Origin of the sequence: Rhizobium altiplani (assembly GCF_001542405.1) — a bacterium.
In the GTDB taxonomy this organism is placed as follows: domain Bacteria; phylum Pseudomonadota; class Alphaproteobacteria; order Rhizobiales; family Rhizobiaceae; genus Rhizobium; species Rhizobium altiplani.
Genome location: NZ_LNCD01000139.1, coordinates 1 through 16,592 on the forward strand (window position 1 = coordinate 1; position 16,592 = coordinate 16,592).

General features: G+C 58.7%; 16 protein-coding genes. 12 read left to right on the top strand and 4 right to left on the bottom strand.

What is annotated here, in order from left to right; genetic code table 11:
• Window positions 1-1,179, top strand: a 1,179-nt coding sequence (locus tag AS026_RS34565) for an IS1182 family transposase (RefSeq protein WP_062371485.1), incomplete at its 5' end; no start/stop codon positions are given.
• 203 nt (window positions 1,180-1,382) lie between these two features.
• A complete protein-coding gene (locus tag AS026_RS34570; RefSeq protein WP_062375370.1) occupies window positions 1,383-2,315 on the top strand; it encodes a phosphatase PAP2 family protein in 933 nt (310 codons plus the stop codon).
• Here AS026_RS34570 and AS026_RS34575 read toward each other — a convergent pair.
• The 4 genes from AS026_RS34575 to AS026_RS34590 all read right to left on the bottom strand — a co-directional run bounded on the left by AS026_RS34575 (window position 2,312) and on the right by AS026_RS34590 (window position 5,246).
• Window positions 2,312-2,737, bottom strand: coding sequence for an HIT family protein (locus tag AS026_RS34575; protein ID WP_062375372.1), 426 nt, complete (start codon window positions 2,735-2,737; stop codon window positions 2,312-2,314). The two genes, AS026_RS34570 and AS026_RS34575, sit on opposite strands and share 4 nt — an antisense overlap.
• A 53-nt stretch (window positions 2,738-2,790) precedes the next feature.
• Window positions 2,791-3,981, bottom strand: a complete 1,191-nt coding sequence (locus tag AS026_RS34580; protein WP_062375375.1) for a GNAT family N-acetyltransferase — start codon at window positions 3,979-3,981, stop codon at window positions 2,791-2,793.
• A gap of 78 nt (window positions 3,982-4,059) precedes the next feature.
• The gene (locus AS026_RS34585; RefSeq protein ID WP_018858829.1) at window positions 4,060-4,779 is read right to left on the bottom strand and encodes a glycerophosphodiester phosphodiesterase; all 720 of its coding nucleotides are present in this window, start codon (window positions 4,777-4,779) and stop codon (window positions 4,060-4,062) included.
• A complete protein-coding gene (locus AS026_RS34590) occupies window positions 4,779-5,246 on the bottom strand; it encodes a RidA family protein (protein ID WP_062375377.1) in 468 nt (155 codons plus the stop codon). Before AS026_RS34590 ends, AS026_RS34585 begins: the two co-directional genes overlap by 1 nt.
• A gap of 137 nt (window positions 5,247-5,383) precedes the next feature.
• Here AS026_RS34590 and AS026_RS34595 point away from each other — a divergent pair, with 137 nt between their 5' ends.
• From AS026_RS34595 to bamA, 10 genes are all read left to right on the top strand, one after another.
• Window positions 5,384-6,220: a cell envelope integrity EipB family protein gene (locus tag AS026_RS34595; RefSeq protein ID WP_025659042.1), complete on the top strand. Its 837-nt coding sequence runs from the start codon at window positions 5,384-5,386 to the stop codon at window positions 6,218-6,220.
• 701 nt (window positions 6,221-6,921) lie between these two features.
• Window positions 6,922-7,632: a pentapeptide repeat-containing protein gene (locus tag AS026_RS34600; RefSeq protein ID WP_198021134.1), complete on the top strand. Its 711-nt coding sequence runs from the start codon at window positions 6,922-6,924 to the stop codon at window positions 7,630-7,632.
• 251 nt (window positions 7,633-7,883) lie between these two features.
• Window positions 7,884-8,651: a 30S ribosomal protein S2 gene (gene rpsB / locus AS026_RS34605; protein ID WP_016553822.1), complete on the top strand. Its 768-nt coding sequence runs from the start codon at window positions 7,884-7,886 to the stop codon at window positions 8,649-8,651.
• A gap of 242 nt (window positions 8,652-8,893) precedes the next feature.
• Window positions 8,894-9,820, top strand: a complete 927-nt coding sequence (gene tsf, locus AS026_RS34610; protein WP_025659039.1) for a translation elongation factor Ts — start codon at window positions 8,894-8,896, stop codon at window positions 9,818-9,820.
• Window positions 9,821-9,913: 93 nt separating this feature from the next.
• Window positions 9,914-10,636, top strand: a complete 723-nt coding sequence (pyrH, locus tag AS026_RS34615; protein WP_018858824.1) for a UMP kinase — start codon at window positions 9,914-9,916, stop codon at window positions 10,634-10,636.
• 52 nt (window positions 10,637-10,688) lie between these two features.
• Window positions 10,689-11,249, top strand: coding sequence for a ribosome recycling factor (gene frr / locus AS026_RS34620; protein WP_018858823.1), 561 nt, complete (start codon window positions 10,689-10,691; stop codon window positions 11,247-11,249).
• A gap of 43 nt (window positions 11,250-11,292) precedes the next feature.
• A complete protein-coding gene (locus AS026_RS34625) occupies window positions 11,293-12,039 on the top strand; it encodes an isoprenyl transferase (RefSeq protein WP_026372003.1) in 747 nt (248 codons plus the stop codon).
• Window positions 12,039-12,872, top strand: coding sequence for a phosphatidate cytidylyltransferase (locus AS026_RS34630; RefSeq protein ID WP_062375380.1), 834 nt, complete (start codon window positions 12,039-12,041; stop codon window positions 12,870-12,872). The genes AS026_RS34625 and AS026_RS34630 overlap by 1 nt, the downstream gene beginning before the upstream one ends.
• A gap of 28 nt (window positions 12,873-12,900) precedes the next feature.
• Window positions 12,901-14,034, top strand: a complete 1,134-nt coding sequence (gene rseP, locus AS026_RS34635; protein WP_062375382.1) for an RIP metalloprotease RseP — start codon at window positions 12,901-12,903, stop codon at window positions 14,032-14,034.
• Window positions 14,035-14,228: 194 nt separating this feature from the next.
• Window positions 14,229-16,565, top strand: a complete 2,337-nt coding sequence (gene bamA / locus AS026_RS34640) for an outer membrane protein assembly factor BamA (RefSeq protein ID WP_025659035.1) — start codon at window positions 14,229-14,231, stop codon at window positions 16,563-16,565.
• The last annotated feature ends 27 nt before the right edge of the window (window positions 16,566-16,592 follow it).

Here is a 16,592-nt window from a genome sequence, read left to right on the forward strand (position 1 = left end):
CTGTTCATCGGTTACCTGTTCGGCGTGCGCTCGGAGCGTCAGTTGGTGCGCGAGATCGAGGTCAACGTCGCCTACCGCTGGTTCTTGCGGCTGAAGCTGACGGATCCCGTGTTCGACGCCTCGACCCTGTCGCAGAACCGCCGCCGGCGCTTCAACGACACGTCGGTGGCCCAGGACATCTTTGATCATATCGTCAGCCAGGCGATCGCCCACAAGCTGGTCGATGGCACGGTGCTTTACACGGATTCAACGCATCTGAAGGCGAATGCCAACAAGGGCAAATACGATCTTGCGATGATCGAAAAGTCGCGGGCCGATTATTGGGCCGATCTCGACCGGGCGATCGAGGCGGAGCGGACGCTGCACGGGCAAAAGCCGCTGAAGGACAAAGAGCGTGAGCCGCAGGTGAAGGAAATCAAGGTGTCGCGCACCGATCCCGACAGCGGCTACATGGTGCGCGACGGCAAGCCGAAGGGCTTCTTCTATCTCGACCACCGCACGGTCGACGGCAAGCTTGCGATCATCACCGACACCCATGTGACGCCGGCCAATGTGCATGACAGTATCGTCTATCTCGAGCGGCTCGACCGGCAGCGGGAGCGGTTCGGCTTCGAGGTCGGCGCCGTCGGCCTGGATGCCGGCTATGCCACGTCCGGCATCGCCAAGGGGCTGGAGGACCGCCAGATCCTAGGCGTCACCGGCTATCGCAATCCGACCCCACCCAAAGATGGCATGATGCGCAAGTCGAAGTTCGACTATGAGCCCGAGACGGACGGTTATCGCTGCCCCGAAGGCCAACTGCTCGCCTATGCCACCACCGACCGCAACGGTTATCGCCACTACACATCCGACCCGGCGATCTGCCAAACCTGTCCGCTGCTCGCCTCCTGCACATCAAACACCAAGGCGGTGCGCACCATCACCCGCCATGTCTGGGCCGATGCGCGCCAGCGCACCGACGCCAACCGCCTGACCCCTTGGGGCAAGGCAATCTATAAGCGCCGCAAGGAGACGGTCGAGCGCTCGTTTGCCGATGCCAAGCAGCTTCACGGCCATCGCTATGCCCGCTTCCGAAGTCTCACCCGTGTCGCATGCCAGTGCCTGCTGGCCGCAGCCGCCCAAAACATCAAGAAGATCGCAATGGCGCTCACCAAGCCACCCAGACCAGCCATGGCATGAGGGCCAGAGACCGCCAACTTCGCCGCGCCGCAGAACCCAACTTAAAACAACCAACGTCCAAAAAAACAAACCCGCCGAAAATATCGACGGGTTTGTCAGCGGTCTGAGGCGGCCGAAGGCCGCCTTTTGTTTTTCCACTAGCGGTTGCTTAGACGATTCTTAAGTGAACCGGCTTTATATCGGCTCCAGCAAGGAGCCTTATGATGGTGTTTCTGCCGGCTGAACGTTTCATTGTTTTCATCATCGCGACCTTGGCACTTCTTGATGCCTGCCTGTTGTTGTTGAAGGGCGTTGGCATAGACTTTGTAGGATATGCGAGCCTCATTGCTTGCGGCGCGTTCCTGGTTGCCCTTGGCCAATTTTATCGGCGTGTCCGCCACAATGACCGGATCGCGGCAGCGGCGACCGCTGCGGGTCTCTTCGTGCTCTTCACGATTGCCGGTTCTATCTTCAACTATCTGTTGTTGCCTTCCTACTTCGCGCAGATTGACGGCACGCTAACGCAGATCGACGGCATGCTTGGGTATTCCTGGCCCGCTATCGTCGAATGGGCTGCGCGCCATCCGCTGGTTGGTCTCGTGTTGTACGCGGTCTACACGAGTTCGCTGATGCAGCTGTTGGGCGTGATCCTGGTTCTTGGTTTTTCTGGAAGAACAACGAGACTGCAGCATTTTCTGCTGACGGGAGTTATCGGGGCGCTGCTGGCAATCATGTTCTGGTTTTTCTTGCCGTCGATCGGTCCCGCTGCATTCCAGCGGCTCCCTCGGCAGGTCGTCGAGGCAATGCCGCTGGCTGTTAGTCCCGCCTATGGAACGGAACTCGGCCGCGTGTTGCGCGAAGGAAGCACTTATCTGACGCCAGCCAATGTGCTCGGCCTGATCGCATTCCCTTCCTTCCACATGGTCATGGCGTGCATGTCGGTCTGCTTCCTTGCCCGTATCCGGTTCGTCTTCGTTCCAGCGGCCATCCTGAATGCGCTGATGATGCCCGCAATTCTCGTACACGGAGGGCATCATCTGGTCGATCTTGTCGGCGGTGGTGTGACCTTTGCTATCGCCTATGCACTGGCGCGATCTCTACTTGAGAAGGCGACGCCGGCGGATGCGCAAAATTCAACAATACGGCTGGCGGACTAGAGCTCAGCCTTAATCTTCTCCGCGTTCGCCGCGAGTACGGCATTGTCTTCCATCTGCCCGGAATGCGGACGCAGGGCCGTACCTTCATAACGCGGGATTATGTGGAAGTGCAGGTGAAAGACGGTCTGGCCGGCGGCTGCTTCGTTGAACTGGCAGACGAAGACGCCGTCGGCGTCGAAGGCTTCCTTGACGGCATTGGCGATCTTCTGGACGACGGGGATGGTCTTGGCGAGAACGGTCGGGTCCGCATCGAGCAGGTTGCGTGACGCCGCCTTGGGAAGGACAAGCACATGGCCCGGAGCCTGCGGCATCACATCCATGAAGGCGATCGTGTCGCTGTCTTCGTAAATGCGGTGCGAGGGAATTTCGCCACGCAGGATCTTGGCGAAAATGTTGTTGCTGTCGTAGGCGGCGCTGGTCATACGAACTCTCCTCGTTGCTGCTGTGATCGCGTAGCGCGGCAGGGGCGAAAGCGTCAATCCTCCTGCTGGCGCTCGCCCTTTCGAAACGGGCTGTGCTCCGTCAGGATCTCGTTCATGTGCTCTACGTCGTCACGCTCGCGCTCGAGATAGTCGGCTATCGCCCGCCGCAACCCAGCATGAGCAACATAATGCGCAGAGTGAGTTGTCACCGGCAGGTAACCTCGTGCCAGCTTGTGCTCGCCCTGGGCGCCGGCTTCCACCCGTTTGAGGCCTTTCGCCAATGCAAAGTCGACTGCCTGATGATAGCAGACTTCGAAATGCAGGAACGGATGGTCCTCGATGCAGCCCCAATGACGGCCATAAAGCGTATCGCCGCCGATGAAGTTGATCGCACCGGCAATATAGCGACCGTCACGCTTCGCCATGACGAGCAGGATGTCATCGGGCATGCGCTCGCCGATCAGCGAGTAGAACTTGCGCGTCAGGTAAGGCCGGCCCCATTTTCGGCCGCCCGTGTCCATATAGAATTCGAAGAACTGATCCCAGATCCGTTCTGTCAGATCGCGACCGGTCAGCCAATCAATTTCAATGCCCTGTTCGAGTGCGGTGCGGCGTTCCTTGCGAAGTGCTTTGCGCTTGCGCGACGCGAGCGTTTCCAGAAACTCATCGTGATTGGCGTAGCCATCGTTGATGAAGTGGAACTGCTGATCCGTCCTGTGCAGGTAGTCCTCATCTTCGAAGATGCCGATCTCGTCTTCGGGCACGAATGTGATGTGGGCGGAAGAGATGCCAAGCCGGCGCACGACCTCCTTGAGGCTCTCGGCAATGGCGTGCTGGATCGGCAGGCGCAGCAGACCTTCGGCGACAAGCAGGCGCGGGCCGGTCGCAGGGGTAAAGGGGATGGAGCATTGCAGCTTCGGATAGTAGCGTCCGCCGGCTCGTTCGAAAGCATCGGCCCAGCCGTGGTCGAAAACATATTCTCCCTGGCTGTGGTTCTTGAGATAACCGGGCAGGGCGCCGATGAGTTCGCCTTTGTCGGTTTCCAATAGAAGATGATGACCCATCCAGCCGGTTTGTGCGGTCGCCGAACCTGATTCCTCCAGCGAAGACAGGAAAGCATGCGACACGAACGGATTGTAGGCGAGAACGCTGCCTTTGCGGGAGGCCCCGGAAAGCTGAGACCAGCTCTCCGGGGAAATCGCGGTGAAAGACCGCTCGATGCGGATTGAAAGTTCGTCTGTCATGGAGCGAATGCGAGACCGTTTGGGAGGAGAATAGGGCTCACCAACAGTCTGAGCATGATCTTGTCCAAAAAGCGAGCGTCAAACCGAAACGCGCGGATCGAATCCTTCGAACGTCATCTGATCGGCATTCTCGAAGGTATGCTTTCGCCCCTTTTCGTCGCGGACGGTCCAGGTGATGACAACCATGCCCTTTTCGCGCTGGGCGGTTATGAACGGGTTCGGCAGGTCGGCGACGAAATAGGAAATGAAGTCAAGGCCGAGTTTAATCGCCTTTTCATGCACTTCGAATTCTTCCGGCTTGTTGCCGCCTGCCGTCAGCCCGAGAGGATAGGGGGCATTGAGCGCCTTCAGATCGCGAAGCAGCCAGTGGTCGAAGCTCATGAGGGCGACCTTGCCTTCATAGCCTTCAAGCACTTCGAGAACTGCTTCGGCAAAGCCCTCGTCATCGGCCTCGCGGCCTTTCAGCTCGATGACCAAGGGAACCTGACCCTTCACGAGATCGAGCAGCTGCCGCAGCGTCGGGATCTTGTCGGTCGTCCCGCCGACGGAGATGAGACCGAGCTCCTTGGACGTGCGTTCGCGCACGTCTCCCTTCAGATTGCACAGACGCTCCAAATCCTCGTCATGGAAGACAACAGGAACGCCGTCGGACGCATAGTGCAGATCGCACTCGATCGCGAATCCTGCATCGACTGCGCGCGTGAAGGCGGAGAGTGTGTTTTCCCAGACCGTCTTGTTGAGGTCATGATAGCCGCGATGGGCGACCGGTTGCTCCTTGAGCCATGCTGCTGAGGTCATCAGGCAATTTCCACGATCGCATCGATTTCGACAGCGGCGTTCATCGGCAACGCGGCCATGCCGACGGCGGCGCGCGCATGCTTTCCGGTCTCGCCAAGCACGCCTGCAATCAGGTTGGAGGCGCCATTGATGACGAGATGCTGTTCGACGAAATCAGGAGTTGAGGCCACGAAGCCGTTGAGCTTGATGACGCGCTTGATGCGACCGAGATCGCCGCCGAGGGCAGCGCTTGCTTGGGCGAGGATGTTGATGGCGCAGAGTTCCGCGGCGCGCTGGCCGGTTGCGACGTCTACATTCTTGCCCAGGTGACCGAGAACAGCAATCTCTCCGCCCTCGAGCGGCAGCTGTCCGGAGATGTAGAGAAGGTTCCCGCTGATGACGTAGGGGACGTAGTTGGCGGCCGGTGCAGCAGCCTCAGGCAGGGATATCCCCATTTCTTTCAGGCGCGCAGCGATTTGATCGGGCATTTTCCTCTCCGCTTTTATTGTCAATAGTTCTAAAATTATGCATCAAGGCTTGGAATCTGCTTTGTGACATTTTCGAGCCTCGATTTGGCCGAAAGCGTTCTTATAACATTGCAGGCGAGTCCAACAGGAGATTGTCAATGTTCCGATCGAGTCTTGCCGCACTTCTTCTGGCGAGCGTTTCGACGACCGTCCATGCGGCCGCGCCGGTAACGAGTGCGGCGATCGCGACTGGCCTCGTTGCTCACCGGGCGGTCTACGATCTGGAATTGAAGGATGCCTCCGAGCGCTCCGGCATTTCGGGCATGTCGGGCCGCATGGTTTATGAGTTCGACGGCAATTACTGCACGGGCTTCACCACTAACTTCCGTTTCGTGACCCAGATCGATACGGGCGATGCCGTCCGCGTCAGCGACCAGCAGACAAAGACCTTCGAGAACCTCAAGGACCGCCGGTTCACCTTCGACACCAAATCCTTCACCGACGACCAGCTCGACAAGGAGGTTAACGGTGCCGCGCAGGACCAGGCTGAAGGTGTCAAAGTTGCCTTAACCCAGCCGACCAGCAAGGAGTTGCAGCTGGCGGCAAGCCGGTTCCCGACGGAACATATGCTGGACGTGATCCAAAACGCCAAGGCTGGCAAGCGCCTGTTCGAGGCGCGCGTCTTTGACGGCTCGGACGATGGAGACAAGGCGTTGGTGACGACGACGGTGGTCGGAAAGCAGGTGGCGCCCGCAACCGACGAGGCCGATGCGGGCAATGCTGGCGCCTTCTCGAAGGCAGCCTTCTGGCCGGTCACGATCTCGTATTTCAACGAGAATACGAAGACGGACGCTTTGCCGGTCTACCGTATGTCGTTCAAGCTCTATGAAAATGGCATCACGCGTGATCTGACGATGGACTATGGCGATTTTGTATTGAGCGGCAGGCTTGCGAAGCTCGAACTGCTCGACAGCAAATCGGCTGCCTGCAAATAACCGGAATGTAGCAAGTGCAACAAGCAGGACATCCCTACCTAAACTCGCACTTCATGGACTTTGTCGCGGGCTGAAGGTTCGATTTCCCAGCTTGAACGGGCCTGCTCAGTCTGAAACAGGCGCGCTTTGAACAACCTCTAGAACGTCACGCGTCCGTGTGGCGCGTGAGCCCCATGTGACATCGAATTCTTGGCCCGGCGATCGCATCGCGGCGTTCGCTGCCTCCAAACTAGAGAATTCATAGAAGGCAGTGTGCTTCGAGGGATTTGTTCGGCTCCAAGCGCGCCACGCGTGGAGTGCCCCAAAAGCGCGTAATGCGTCTGGCATATGGCGATCATACCATTCGTCGAAAGGCGCTCGGTCCGCTTCGTTAGGAATATCTGCCTGCACTATTAACAGCGCTAGAGTGGACATTTTCCGTCCCTTCTCAGATCGCGCATGACAGGGCGCTCGCCGCTAAGCATATAGGAGATCCGCACGGTTCGCGACAACGCTCTATCGCATTGCCTCCGAACCTTCGACGAACGCTTGGACACGGCTTTGAGCAGCAATTTTTTATGGCATTCGCTGTCTAGTTTCGCAAATAACCGCCACGAATGCGCACGCCGACGATTGTCGCTAAGTAAACCCTCTCTATGCTAATAATTCGAAAGGCGCGCTGATTTGGGCGCTAGAGTCGGATTGGAGTGAGAATCTTGACGATGCGGCATGGTGTTTTGAGTGGCGGACTCTATGGTATTTCAACGGGACTGGTTGCGCTGACGTTGTTCGTGAGCCCTCCGGCCCTCGCTGCAGATTGCGGCAGCACGCCGGCGGCAGGAGTTAATTGGAGTGAATGCACCAAGAGGAATCTCATGTTGCAAGGGAGCGACTTCCAGGGTGCCAACCTGGGAGATGCCGATCTCAGCCTGACCAATCTCAGCCACACCAACCTGACCGGAGCGAATTTCGAGAAGGCAACACTAGTGCGGGCATGGTTTACGGGAGCGCAGGCCGGCAAGGCGAACTTCTCGAAAATCGAGGCCTATCGATCCGGCTTCGAGAACGTCTTCGCAGAAGGAGCGTCGTTCGCCGGCGCGGAACTCCAACGCTCCAATTTCAATGGTGCAAAGCTCAGTGGTGCGAATTTTGAGAAGGCCGAACTTGGCCGCGCAAGTTTTGACCGAGCCGTTCTAACGGGCGCACGGTTCTCGCTCGCCAATCTATCTCGCGCTGACCTCAGCGAGGCAACATTTGAAGGACCGGTGGCGTTCGATCGCGCCTTCATGTTTCTGACGCGGATCGAAGGGCTTGATTTGTCCGCCGCGACTGGTCTCGAGCAGGCTCAGGTCGATCTTGCCTGCGGGGATGCCAAGACCAAGTTGCCCGCCGGTCTCTCCGCGCCGACAAGCTGGCCCTGCGAGTCCGATTGACGCTTGGCGCGGTGGTGGACGCCAAGGGCCTGCCGGTCCATCCTCTCCACCCCACGCCGGCTGCCGGCTCCGAATGTCGCTTTTTTCGCAGGAAGCCTTGATTTTCTGCGGAAGGGAGGGTAAGGCCACCCGCATTCCACACGTAAGGCATGGGATGGTCCGGGAGAAATCCGGATTGTTCCGCCCGGTGGCATCCTCGAAGAGGGTGCTGTTAGCCTTGCGGAGGTTCAACCGGAAAAGGATAACAAGGCATGGCATTGCCCGATTTTTCTATGCGCCAGCTCCTCGAAGCAGGCGTCCACTTCGGCCACCAGACGCACCGCTGGAACCCGAAGATGAAGCCGTACATTTTCGGCGATCGTAACAACATCCACATCATCGACTTGGCTCAGACCGTTCCGATGCTGTCGCGCGCCCTGCAGGTTGTCTCCGACACCGTTGCTCGTGGCGGCCGCGTTCTCTTCGTCGGCACCAAGCGCCAGGCTTCCGAGCTGATCGCTGACTCGGCCAAGCGTTCCGCTCAGTACTATGTCAACTCGCGTTGGCTCGGCGGCATGATGACCAACTGGAAGACGATCTCCAACTCGATCCAGCGCCTGCGTAAGCTCGACGAAATCCTGTCTTCGGAACAGTCCGGCTACAACAAGAAAGAGCGCCTGAACCTCGAGCGCGAGCGCGAAAAGCTCGACAAGGCTCTCGGTGGTATCAAGGACATGGGCGGCACGCCGGACCTGATGTTCATCATCGACACCAACAAGGAAAAGATCGCGATCGACGAAGCCAAGCGCCTCGGCATCCCGGTTGTCGCAATCATCGACTCGAACTGCGATCCTGATCTGATCGACTATCCGATCCCGGGCAACGACGACGCCTCGCGCGCCATCGCTCTCTACTGCGACCTGATCGCACGCGCTGCCATCGACGGTATCGCTCGCCAGCAGAGCTCGTCGGGCCGCGATCTCGGCGCATCGATCGAAGCTCCGGTTGAGCCGGCGCTCGAAGGCGAAGCCGAAGCCTGATAAAAGAAGCAGTCGGGCTGGATGGCCCGTCATGCTTTCCAGAGATTGGGAAAAGGCCGCTCGCGACTTTCTAAAGTTCGGCGGCCTTGACCGTTTCAGGCGAGGGCGATCAGTCTCTCGCCATTTGAGTTTCGTATGAGGCGTCTTTCATCACGCTGTCATACATACAGGTACATTTCGTGCCTCAATCCGGTGTTGTACCGCCTTTGCGGGCCACCGTTTGAACCGACAAGAGGAAGCTTATGACCGAGATTACGGCTGCACTGGTGAAGGAACTGCGCGAGAAGTCCGGCGCAGGAATGATGGACTGCAAGAAGGCGCTGCTCGAAAACAACGGCGACATCGAAGCATCGATCGACTGGCTGCGCGCCAAGGGCATCTCCAAGGCCGACAAGAAGGCCGGCCGCGCTGCTGCTGAAGGCCTGATTGCCATTGCCGGCGCCGGTCACAAGGCTGTTGTCGTCGAGCTGAACTCGGAAACGGACTTCGTTGCCCGCAACGATGCCTTCCAGGATCTCGTTCGCGGCATCGCCAACGTTGCCCTGTCCACCGATGGCACGGTTGAAGCCATTGCTGCCGCGACATACCCGGCATCCGGCAAGCCGGTCGCCGACACCATCAAGGACGCGATCGCGACCATCGGCGAAAACATGACGCTCCGTCGCGCTGCCAAGCTCGAAGTCGAGCACGGCGTTGTTGCGACCTACATCCACAACGCTGCTGGCGACGGCATCGGCAAGCTCGGCGTGCTCGTCGCCCTGAAGTCGGAAGGTGACAAGGCCGTCCTGACCTCGATCGGCCGCCAGGTTGCCATGCACATCGCTGCGACCAACCCGCTCGCCATCCGCGCCGAAGAAGTCGACGCTGCCGTTGCCGAGCGCGAACGCAACGTCTTCATCGAGCAGGCCCGCGAATCCGGCAAGCCGGAAGCCATCATCGAAAAGATGGTCGAAGGCCGTATGCGCAAGTTCTTCGAAGAAGTTGCTCTGCTCTCGCAGGCTTTCGTCATCAACCCCGACCTGACGGTCGGCGCTGCTGTCAAGGAAGCAGAAAAGGAAGCCGGCGCCAAGATCGAAGTCGTCGGCATGGCACGCCTTCTCCTCGGCGAAGGCGTCGAGAAGGAAGAGAGCGACTTCGCTGCTGAAGTGGCCGCTGTCGCCAAGGGCTGATCGACCTATACATGTGAAAACCGAAGGGCATCGCGTGACAACGCGGTGCCCTTCGTGTATCCGGCACACAGCGGTAATATACGAGGAGCCACGATGTCGTCAGAGCCTGTCTACAAACGCGTTCTACTCAAGGCTTCCGGCGAAGCCCTCATGGGCAGCCAGGGATTTGGAATTGATGTAGCGGTCGCAGACCGCATTGCGGCTGACATAGCCGAAGCGCGGCAGATGGGTGTGGAAGTCGGCGTCGTCGTCGGCGGCGGCAACATCTTCCGCGGTGTCGCAGTTGCCTCCAAGGGTGGCGATCGCGTTACCGGCGACCACATGGGCATGCTCGCGACCGTCATCAACGCGCTGGCGCTGGCAACGTCGCTGCGCAAGCTGAACATCGACACTGTTGTGCTCTCGGCGATTGCGATGCCGGAGATCTGCGAGAGTTTCTCGCAGCGCGCGACGCTCTACCATCTGTCGCTCGGCCGCGTCGTGATCTTCGCAGGCGGCACCGGCAACCCGTTCTTCACGACGGACTCGGCAGCCGCGTTGCGCGCCGCCGAAATGGGAGCGGAAGCGATCTTCAAGGGAACGCAAGTCGATGGTATTTATTCGGCTGATCCGAAAAAAGATCCCGAGGCGACGCGCTTCGACCACCTGACGCACAAGGAAGTCCTCGACAAGGGACTGGCCGTCATGGACGTCGCGGCAGTGGCGCTTGCACGGGAGAATTCCATTCCGATCATCGTCTTCTCGATCCACGAGAAGGGTGGTTTTGCTGAAATCCTCAAGGGCGGTGGCCTCAAGACCATCGTCTCTGATAACTGATTGAGTGGGCGGCCTGCTTTGCCGCAGCTTCTACCAAGACGGGAGCAATAAAATGAGTGAAGGCATCGACATCAAGGAACTCAAGCGCCGCATGGATGGCGCGATTTCCGCGTTCAAGCACGATATCGCATCGCTGCGCACCGGCCGCGCCTCGGCCAACATTCTCGACCCTGTCATGGTCGAGGCCTATGGTTCGCGCGTGCCGCTGAACCAGGTGGCAAACGTGACCGTTCCAGAGCCGCGTATGCTTGGCATCTCCGTCTGGGACAAGTCGATGGTCAACGCCGTCGATCGCGCGATCCGCGAGGCCAACCTCGGCCTCAATCCGATCATCGATGGCCAGAACCTGCGTATCCCGCTGCCGGAGCTCAACGAGGAGCGCCGCAAATCGCTGGTGAAGGTCGCCCACGACTATGCCGAGAAGAGCAAGGTTGCGATTCGCCATGTACGTCGTGACGGCATGGACGGCCTTAAGAAAGCCGAAAAAGACGGTGCGATTGGCCAGGACGAAAGCCGGGCACAATCAGATCGTGTGCAGAAGATGACCGACGAGACGATTTCTGAGGTCGACCGCTTGCTTGGCGAGAAGGAAAAGGAAATCATGCAGGTTTAAGGCGCGCTGCGGCTGCGCCTTGGCTGCAAGAACCGGACGGGAAATGTCGGAACGAACATTTTTGACTGTGCCAGAACACGTTGCCATCATCATGGACGGCAACGGCCGATGGGCAAAGCAGCGCGGGCTTCCGCGGACGATGGGGCATCGAAAGGGCGTTGACGCTGTGCGCGAGGCCGTGCGCGCAGCGGGCGACGTCGGGATCAAATATCTCACGCTCTTCGCCTTCTCGTCGGAAAACTGGCGGCGTCCGGAAACGGAGGTCTCGGATCTCCTCGGATTGCTGAAAGCCTTCATTCGGCGTGACTTGGCGGAACTGCATCGCCAGAACGTGCGCGTGAAAGTGATTGGCGACCGGCACAGCCTCAAGAGCGACATCCTCGATCTTCTCGTGGATGCGGAAGAGACCACAAAGACGAATACCGCGCTGACGCTCATCATCGCCTTCAACTATGGCTCGCGCGACGAGATCGCGCGTGCGATGGCGAGCCTTGCACGGGATGTCGAGGCAGGCCGGCTGAAGGCGCAGGATATTTCTCCGGCGCTGATCGATGCGCGGCTCGACACGGCCGGGATCCCGGATCCGGACCTGATCATCCGCACAAGCGGTGAAGAACGCCTTTCCAACTTCCTGCTCTGGCAGGCGGCCTACTCCGAGTTCATTTTCGTGCCCGAGTACTGGCCCGATTTCAGCCGGGAGATCTTCTACTCGGCGTTGGAAACCTTCGCGTCGCGCGACCGTCGCTTTGGCGGACTGGTGGCACAGACGGCTGCGGCAGTGGGCACCTGATGCAGCAGGAGCTGAAGCTACGCATTATTTCGGGCGTAATCCTTGCCGTTATCGTTCTGCTCGCCACCTGGTACGGCGGCGTTGCCTTCAGCCTGCTGTCGGCAGCGATCGGACTGCTGATCTACTATGAATGGTCGACCATTACGAAGCTTGACACGGAACAGCCGGTCGCCAATGCGATCGGTTGGATAGGGCAGGCGGCAATCGCGGTGGCCGTCGTTGCGGGGACGCTCGGATATTCCCTGTTACTACTGGTGCTGTTCTTCCTGATTGCTGTCGGCTTCGTGCTTGTGTCCGGCGTATCGCGCTGGTTTCCCACGGGGATCGTGTACGCGGGTCTTACGGGAATTGCCCTTTCGAGCATCCGCGGCTCCGATAGCGTCGGCCTTTTCGCGATGCTCTTTGTATTCGCAGTCGTGTGGTCGACCGACATTCTTGCTTATTTCGTCGGGCGCGCCATCGGTGGCCCGAAGCTGGCGCCTAAGATATCTCCCGGAAAGACATGGTCCGGCGCTATTGGCGGCGCCGTTTCCGCTGTGATCGCCGGTAGCCTGGTTGCCTATTTTGCCTTTCCGCAGAGCCTCGTGCTCGCGGCTCCGGTTGCGTTCATCCTATCGGTATGCAGTCAGAGCGGCGATCTCTTCGAATCCTTCATCAAGCGTCGCTTCGGCGTCAAGGATTCGAGCCACCTGATTCCAGGGCATGGCGGCGTCATGGACCGTGTCGACGGGCTCATTTTCGCCTGCTTTGCGGCGTTCTTGCTAGCTGGGCTTTTTTCGCTGATAAAGGGCGGCGAAATAACGTCGCTCGGTGCAGCCCTGTTCGGCGTATAATGTCTGCAAAGGCTGGCGGAAAAATCAGATGCTTGGCTTGACCGGTATATTGGCATTCCTGACGGGCTATATCGTGCCCTTTGTCCTCGTGCTGTCATTGCTCGTTTTCGTGCATGAAATGGGCCACTATCTGGTGGGGCGATGGAGCGGCATCCGCATATTGGCGTTCTCGATCGGCTTTGGTCCGGAATTGCTCGGCTTCACCGACAAGCATGGAACGCGCTGGAAGCTCTCACTGATACCGCTGGGCGGCTATGTCCGCTTCTTCGGCGACGAGGATGTATCGAGCAAGCCCGATGACGACAAGCTCGCGTCAATGTCGGAAGAGGATCGTGCGCGGTCCTTCGCCGGCGCGAAGCTGTGGAAGCGTGCCGCAACGGTTGCTGCTGGCCCGATAGCGAATTTCATCCTGGCGATTGCGATTTTTGCGGTTCTCTTCTCGATCTACGGTCGATCGGTTGCTGATCCTGTGGTTGCGGAAGTCAAGCCGGGCAGCGTTGCAGCCGAAGCGGGCGTCGTGCCTGGCGACCTTCTGATCGCCATCGATGGAACGAGGGTCGAGACTTTTGACGACGTCCGGCGCTACGTCAGCATTCGGCCCGAGCAGCAAATCGTCGTGACGATCGAGCGCAACGGCCAGAAGCTGGATGTGCCGATGGTGCCGGCGCGAACCGATATGACCGACCAGTTCGGCAACAAGATCGAAATCGGCCTGATCGGCATCGTCACCAACCAGGAGGTCGGCCACTTCCGGGTACAGACCTACTCGCCGCTGGAGGCGGTCAAGGAAGGCGCGATCCAGACCTGGCACATCGTAACTGGCACCTTCAAGTATATTGGCAACCTGATCTCCGGTTATATGAAGCCAGACCAGCTTGGCGGACCGATCCGCGTGGCTCAGGCTTCCGGTCAGATGGCGACGTTGGGCGTTGCAGCTTTGCTTCAGCTTGCCGCTGTCTTGTCTGTTTCCATCGGATTACTGAACTTGATGCCGGTTCCGGTACTTGATGGCGGACATTTGATGTTCTATGCGATTGAAGCGGTGAGGGGAAAACCGTTGGGTTCGTCTGCGCAGGACATTGCGTTTCGCATTGGCTTGGCGATGGTTTTGAGCTTGATGGTTTTTGCCACCTGGAACGATATAAGCGCTTTGATTGGTTGATTGCTCGACGAGGGAAATTACCATTTATTTACGATGTTTCAAAGCTGTAGTGGCGAATGCGTCACGCTTTGAAATGAAGTAAACAGAAATTAACTTGCTCCCTTGCTTGTAAGACAAAAGCGGGTAAAACGACACACGTGACCGGAATCGGGGGACGCCTGGGGCCGGGGACGAGAAAAAAGGTAATTGGTGAAATGAAGGCTGGTTCAAGATTTTTGAACGCAGTATCGGCGGTTGCGCTGTCTGCAGGTATTGTTGCTTCGGGAGCAGGTGCAGCGGTTTTCGTCTCCGCTACGACGGCAGAAGCTGCAGTGATTCAGCGCATCGATGTGCGCGGCGCCAGCCGTGTCGGCGCTGAGGCCGTTCGCTCAAACCTCACAATCCAGCCTGGCCAGAGCTTCTCCAACACCGACATCGATGACTCGGTGAAGCAGCTTTACGACACGGGCTATTTCTCCGACGTCAAGATTTCCGTTTCCGGCGGCACGCTGGTCGTGACGGTCCAGGAAGCGCAGCTCATCAACCAGGTCGTCTTCAACGGCAACCGGAAGATCAAGGACGACAAGCTTGCTGCGATCGTGAAGACGCACGCGGCCGGACCTTTTAACGACGCGCAGATCCAGGCGGACATTCAGTCGATCAAGGACGCGTATGCGGCAACCGGTCGCAGCGAGGTCCAGGTGACCACGCAGGTCGTGCCGCTCGGCGAAGGTCGCGTCAATCTGGCTTTCGTCATTGACGAAGGTGATCGCACCAAGATCGGCGCCATCAATTTCGTTGGCAACAATGCCTATAGCTCCGGCCGTCTCGCTTCGGTCATCAACACGAAGCGCTCCAACTTCCTGTCGTTCCTGACCCGCAAGGACGTCTACAGCGAAGACAAGCTTCGCGCTGACGAAGAGGCGCTGCGTCAGTTCTATTACAATCGCGGCTTTGCCGACTTCCGTATCATCTCGTCGGACGCGACCTTCGACGAGGCGACCAACAAGTACACGTTGACCTTCAATATCGAAGAAGGTCCGCGCTACAATTTCGGCGCCGTAACCGTGCAGTCGACGGTTCCCGGAGTGGATGCCACGCAGTTGCAGGGGCTCGTCCGCACTCGCGAGGGCCAGGTCTACAGCGCCAAGGAAGTCCAGAAGTCGATGGAAGCGATCTCTGACCAGGTCGCCTCCGCTGGATATCCTTTTGCGCGCGTAACGCCGCGCGGCAATCGTGACCTGGCGAACAACACGATCGGCGTCGAATACCTCGTTGACCAGGGCGAGCGCGCCTATGTCGAGCGTATCGAAATCCGCGGCAACAGCCGCACGCGCGACTTTGTCATTCGTCGCGAGTTCGACATGAGCGAAGGGGACGCCTTCAATCAGCAGATGATTACGAGGGCAAAGCGCCGTCTCGAAGCTCTCGGCTACTTCTCGTCGGTCAACATCTCGACGCAGCCGGGCAGCTCTCCGGACCGCGTTGTCGTTGTGGTCGATGTGCAGGACCAGTCGACGGGTTCGTTCGGTATCGGCGCGGGCTATGCGGCCGGCGGCGACGGCCTGCTGCTTGAAGCCTCGGTCGAGGAAAAGAACTTCCTGGGTCGCGGTCAGTATATCAAGATCAGCGCTGGTGGTGGTCAGGAAGGTTCTCGTACCTATGGCCTGAACTTCACTGAGCCTTACTTCCTCGGTTACCGTTTGGCTGTCGGTTTCGACCTCAATCACAGCGAGACGTCGAGCAACGATAACTACGACTACGAAGAAAACAGCGGTGTTCTTCGTGCCACGGCGCCGATCACGGAAGATCTGGCGACGACGTTCCGCTACAACTACAAGCAGATGAAGTACGATCCCTCGGGTTCGCTGAGCGATCTGTCTGCGCCGTATCAGAACCTTGTTGAGAATAGCCCATGGGTAAAGTCGTCTGTTTCGCAGACGCTGACCTACAACACGCTTGACGACATGACGCTGCCGCGCGAAGGCATCTACGCAAGCGTTACGCAGGAAATTGCTGGTATCGGCGGTGACTCGCAGTTCTATAAGATCTACGGCAAGGCGCGGTATTTCCATCTGCTGGCCGATGATGCTGACATTATCGGCTCGGTTACGGGTTCGGCGGGTTATGTTGTAGGCTTTGATAAGAGCCTGAACGTCTTTGACCAGTTCACGCTGACCAACGGCGATATCAGAGGCTTCGAAAACAAGGGCATCGGCCCGCGCATTGCCGGGGCAAACGACGATCCGCTCGGCGGTACGACCTATTTCACGGTCTCGGCTGAAGCGACGTTCCCGCTCCCGTTGGTTCCGCGCGACTTTGGCCTGCGTGGCGCCTTGTTCGCCGACGCTGGCACGCTGTTCGGCAATGATGTCGACCCGCTCGGTGATACTGTGAACGGCGAAGATGCGTCACTCCGTGCGTCCGTCGGCGTTGGTCTTATGTGGGCGTCGCCATTCGGTACGCTGCGCGTCGACTACGCTATTCCGGTCGCCAAGGAAGACTTCGACAAGACGCAGCACTTCAAGTTTGGCATAAACAACCAATTCTGATATCGGCAGTCCGGAACCGTAAAACCG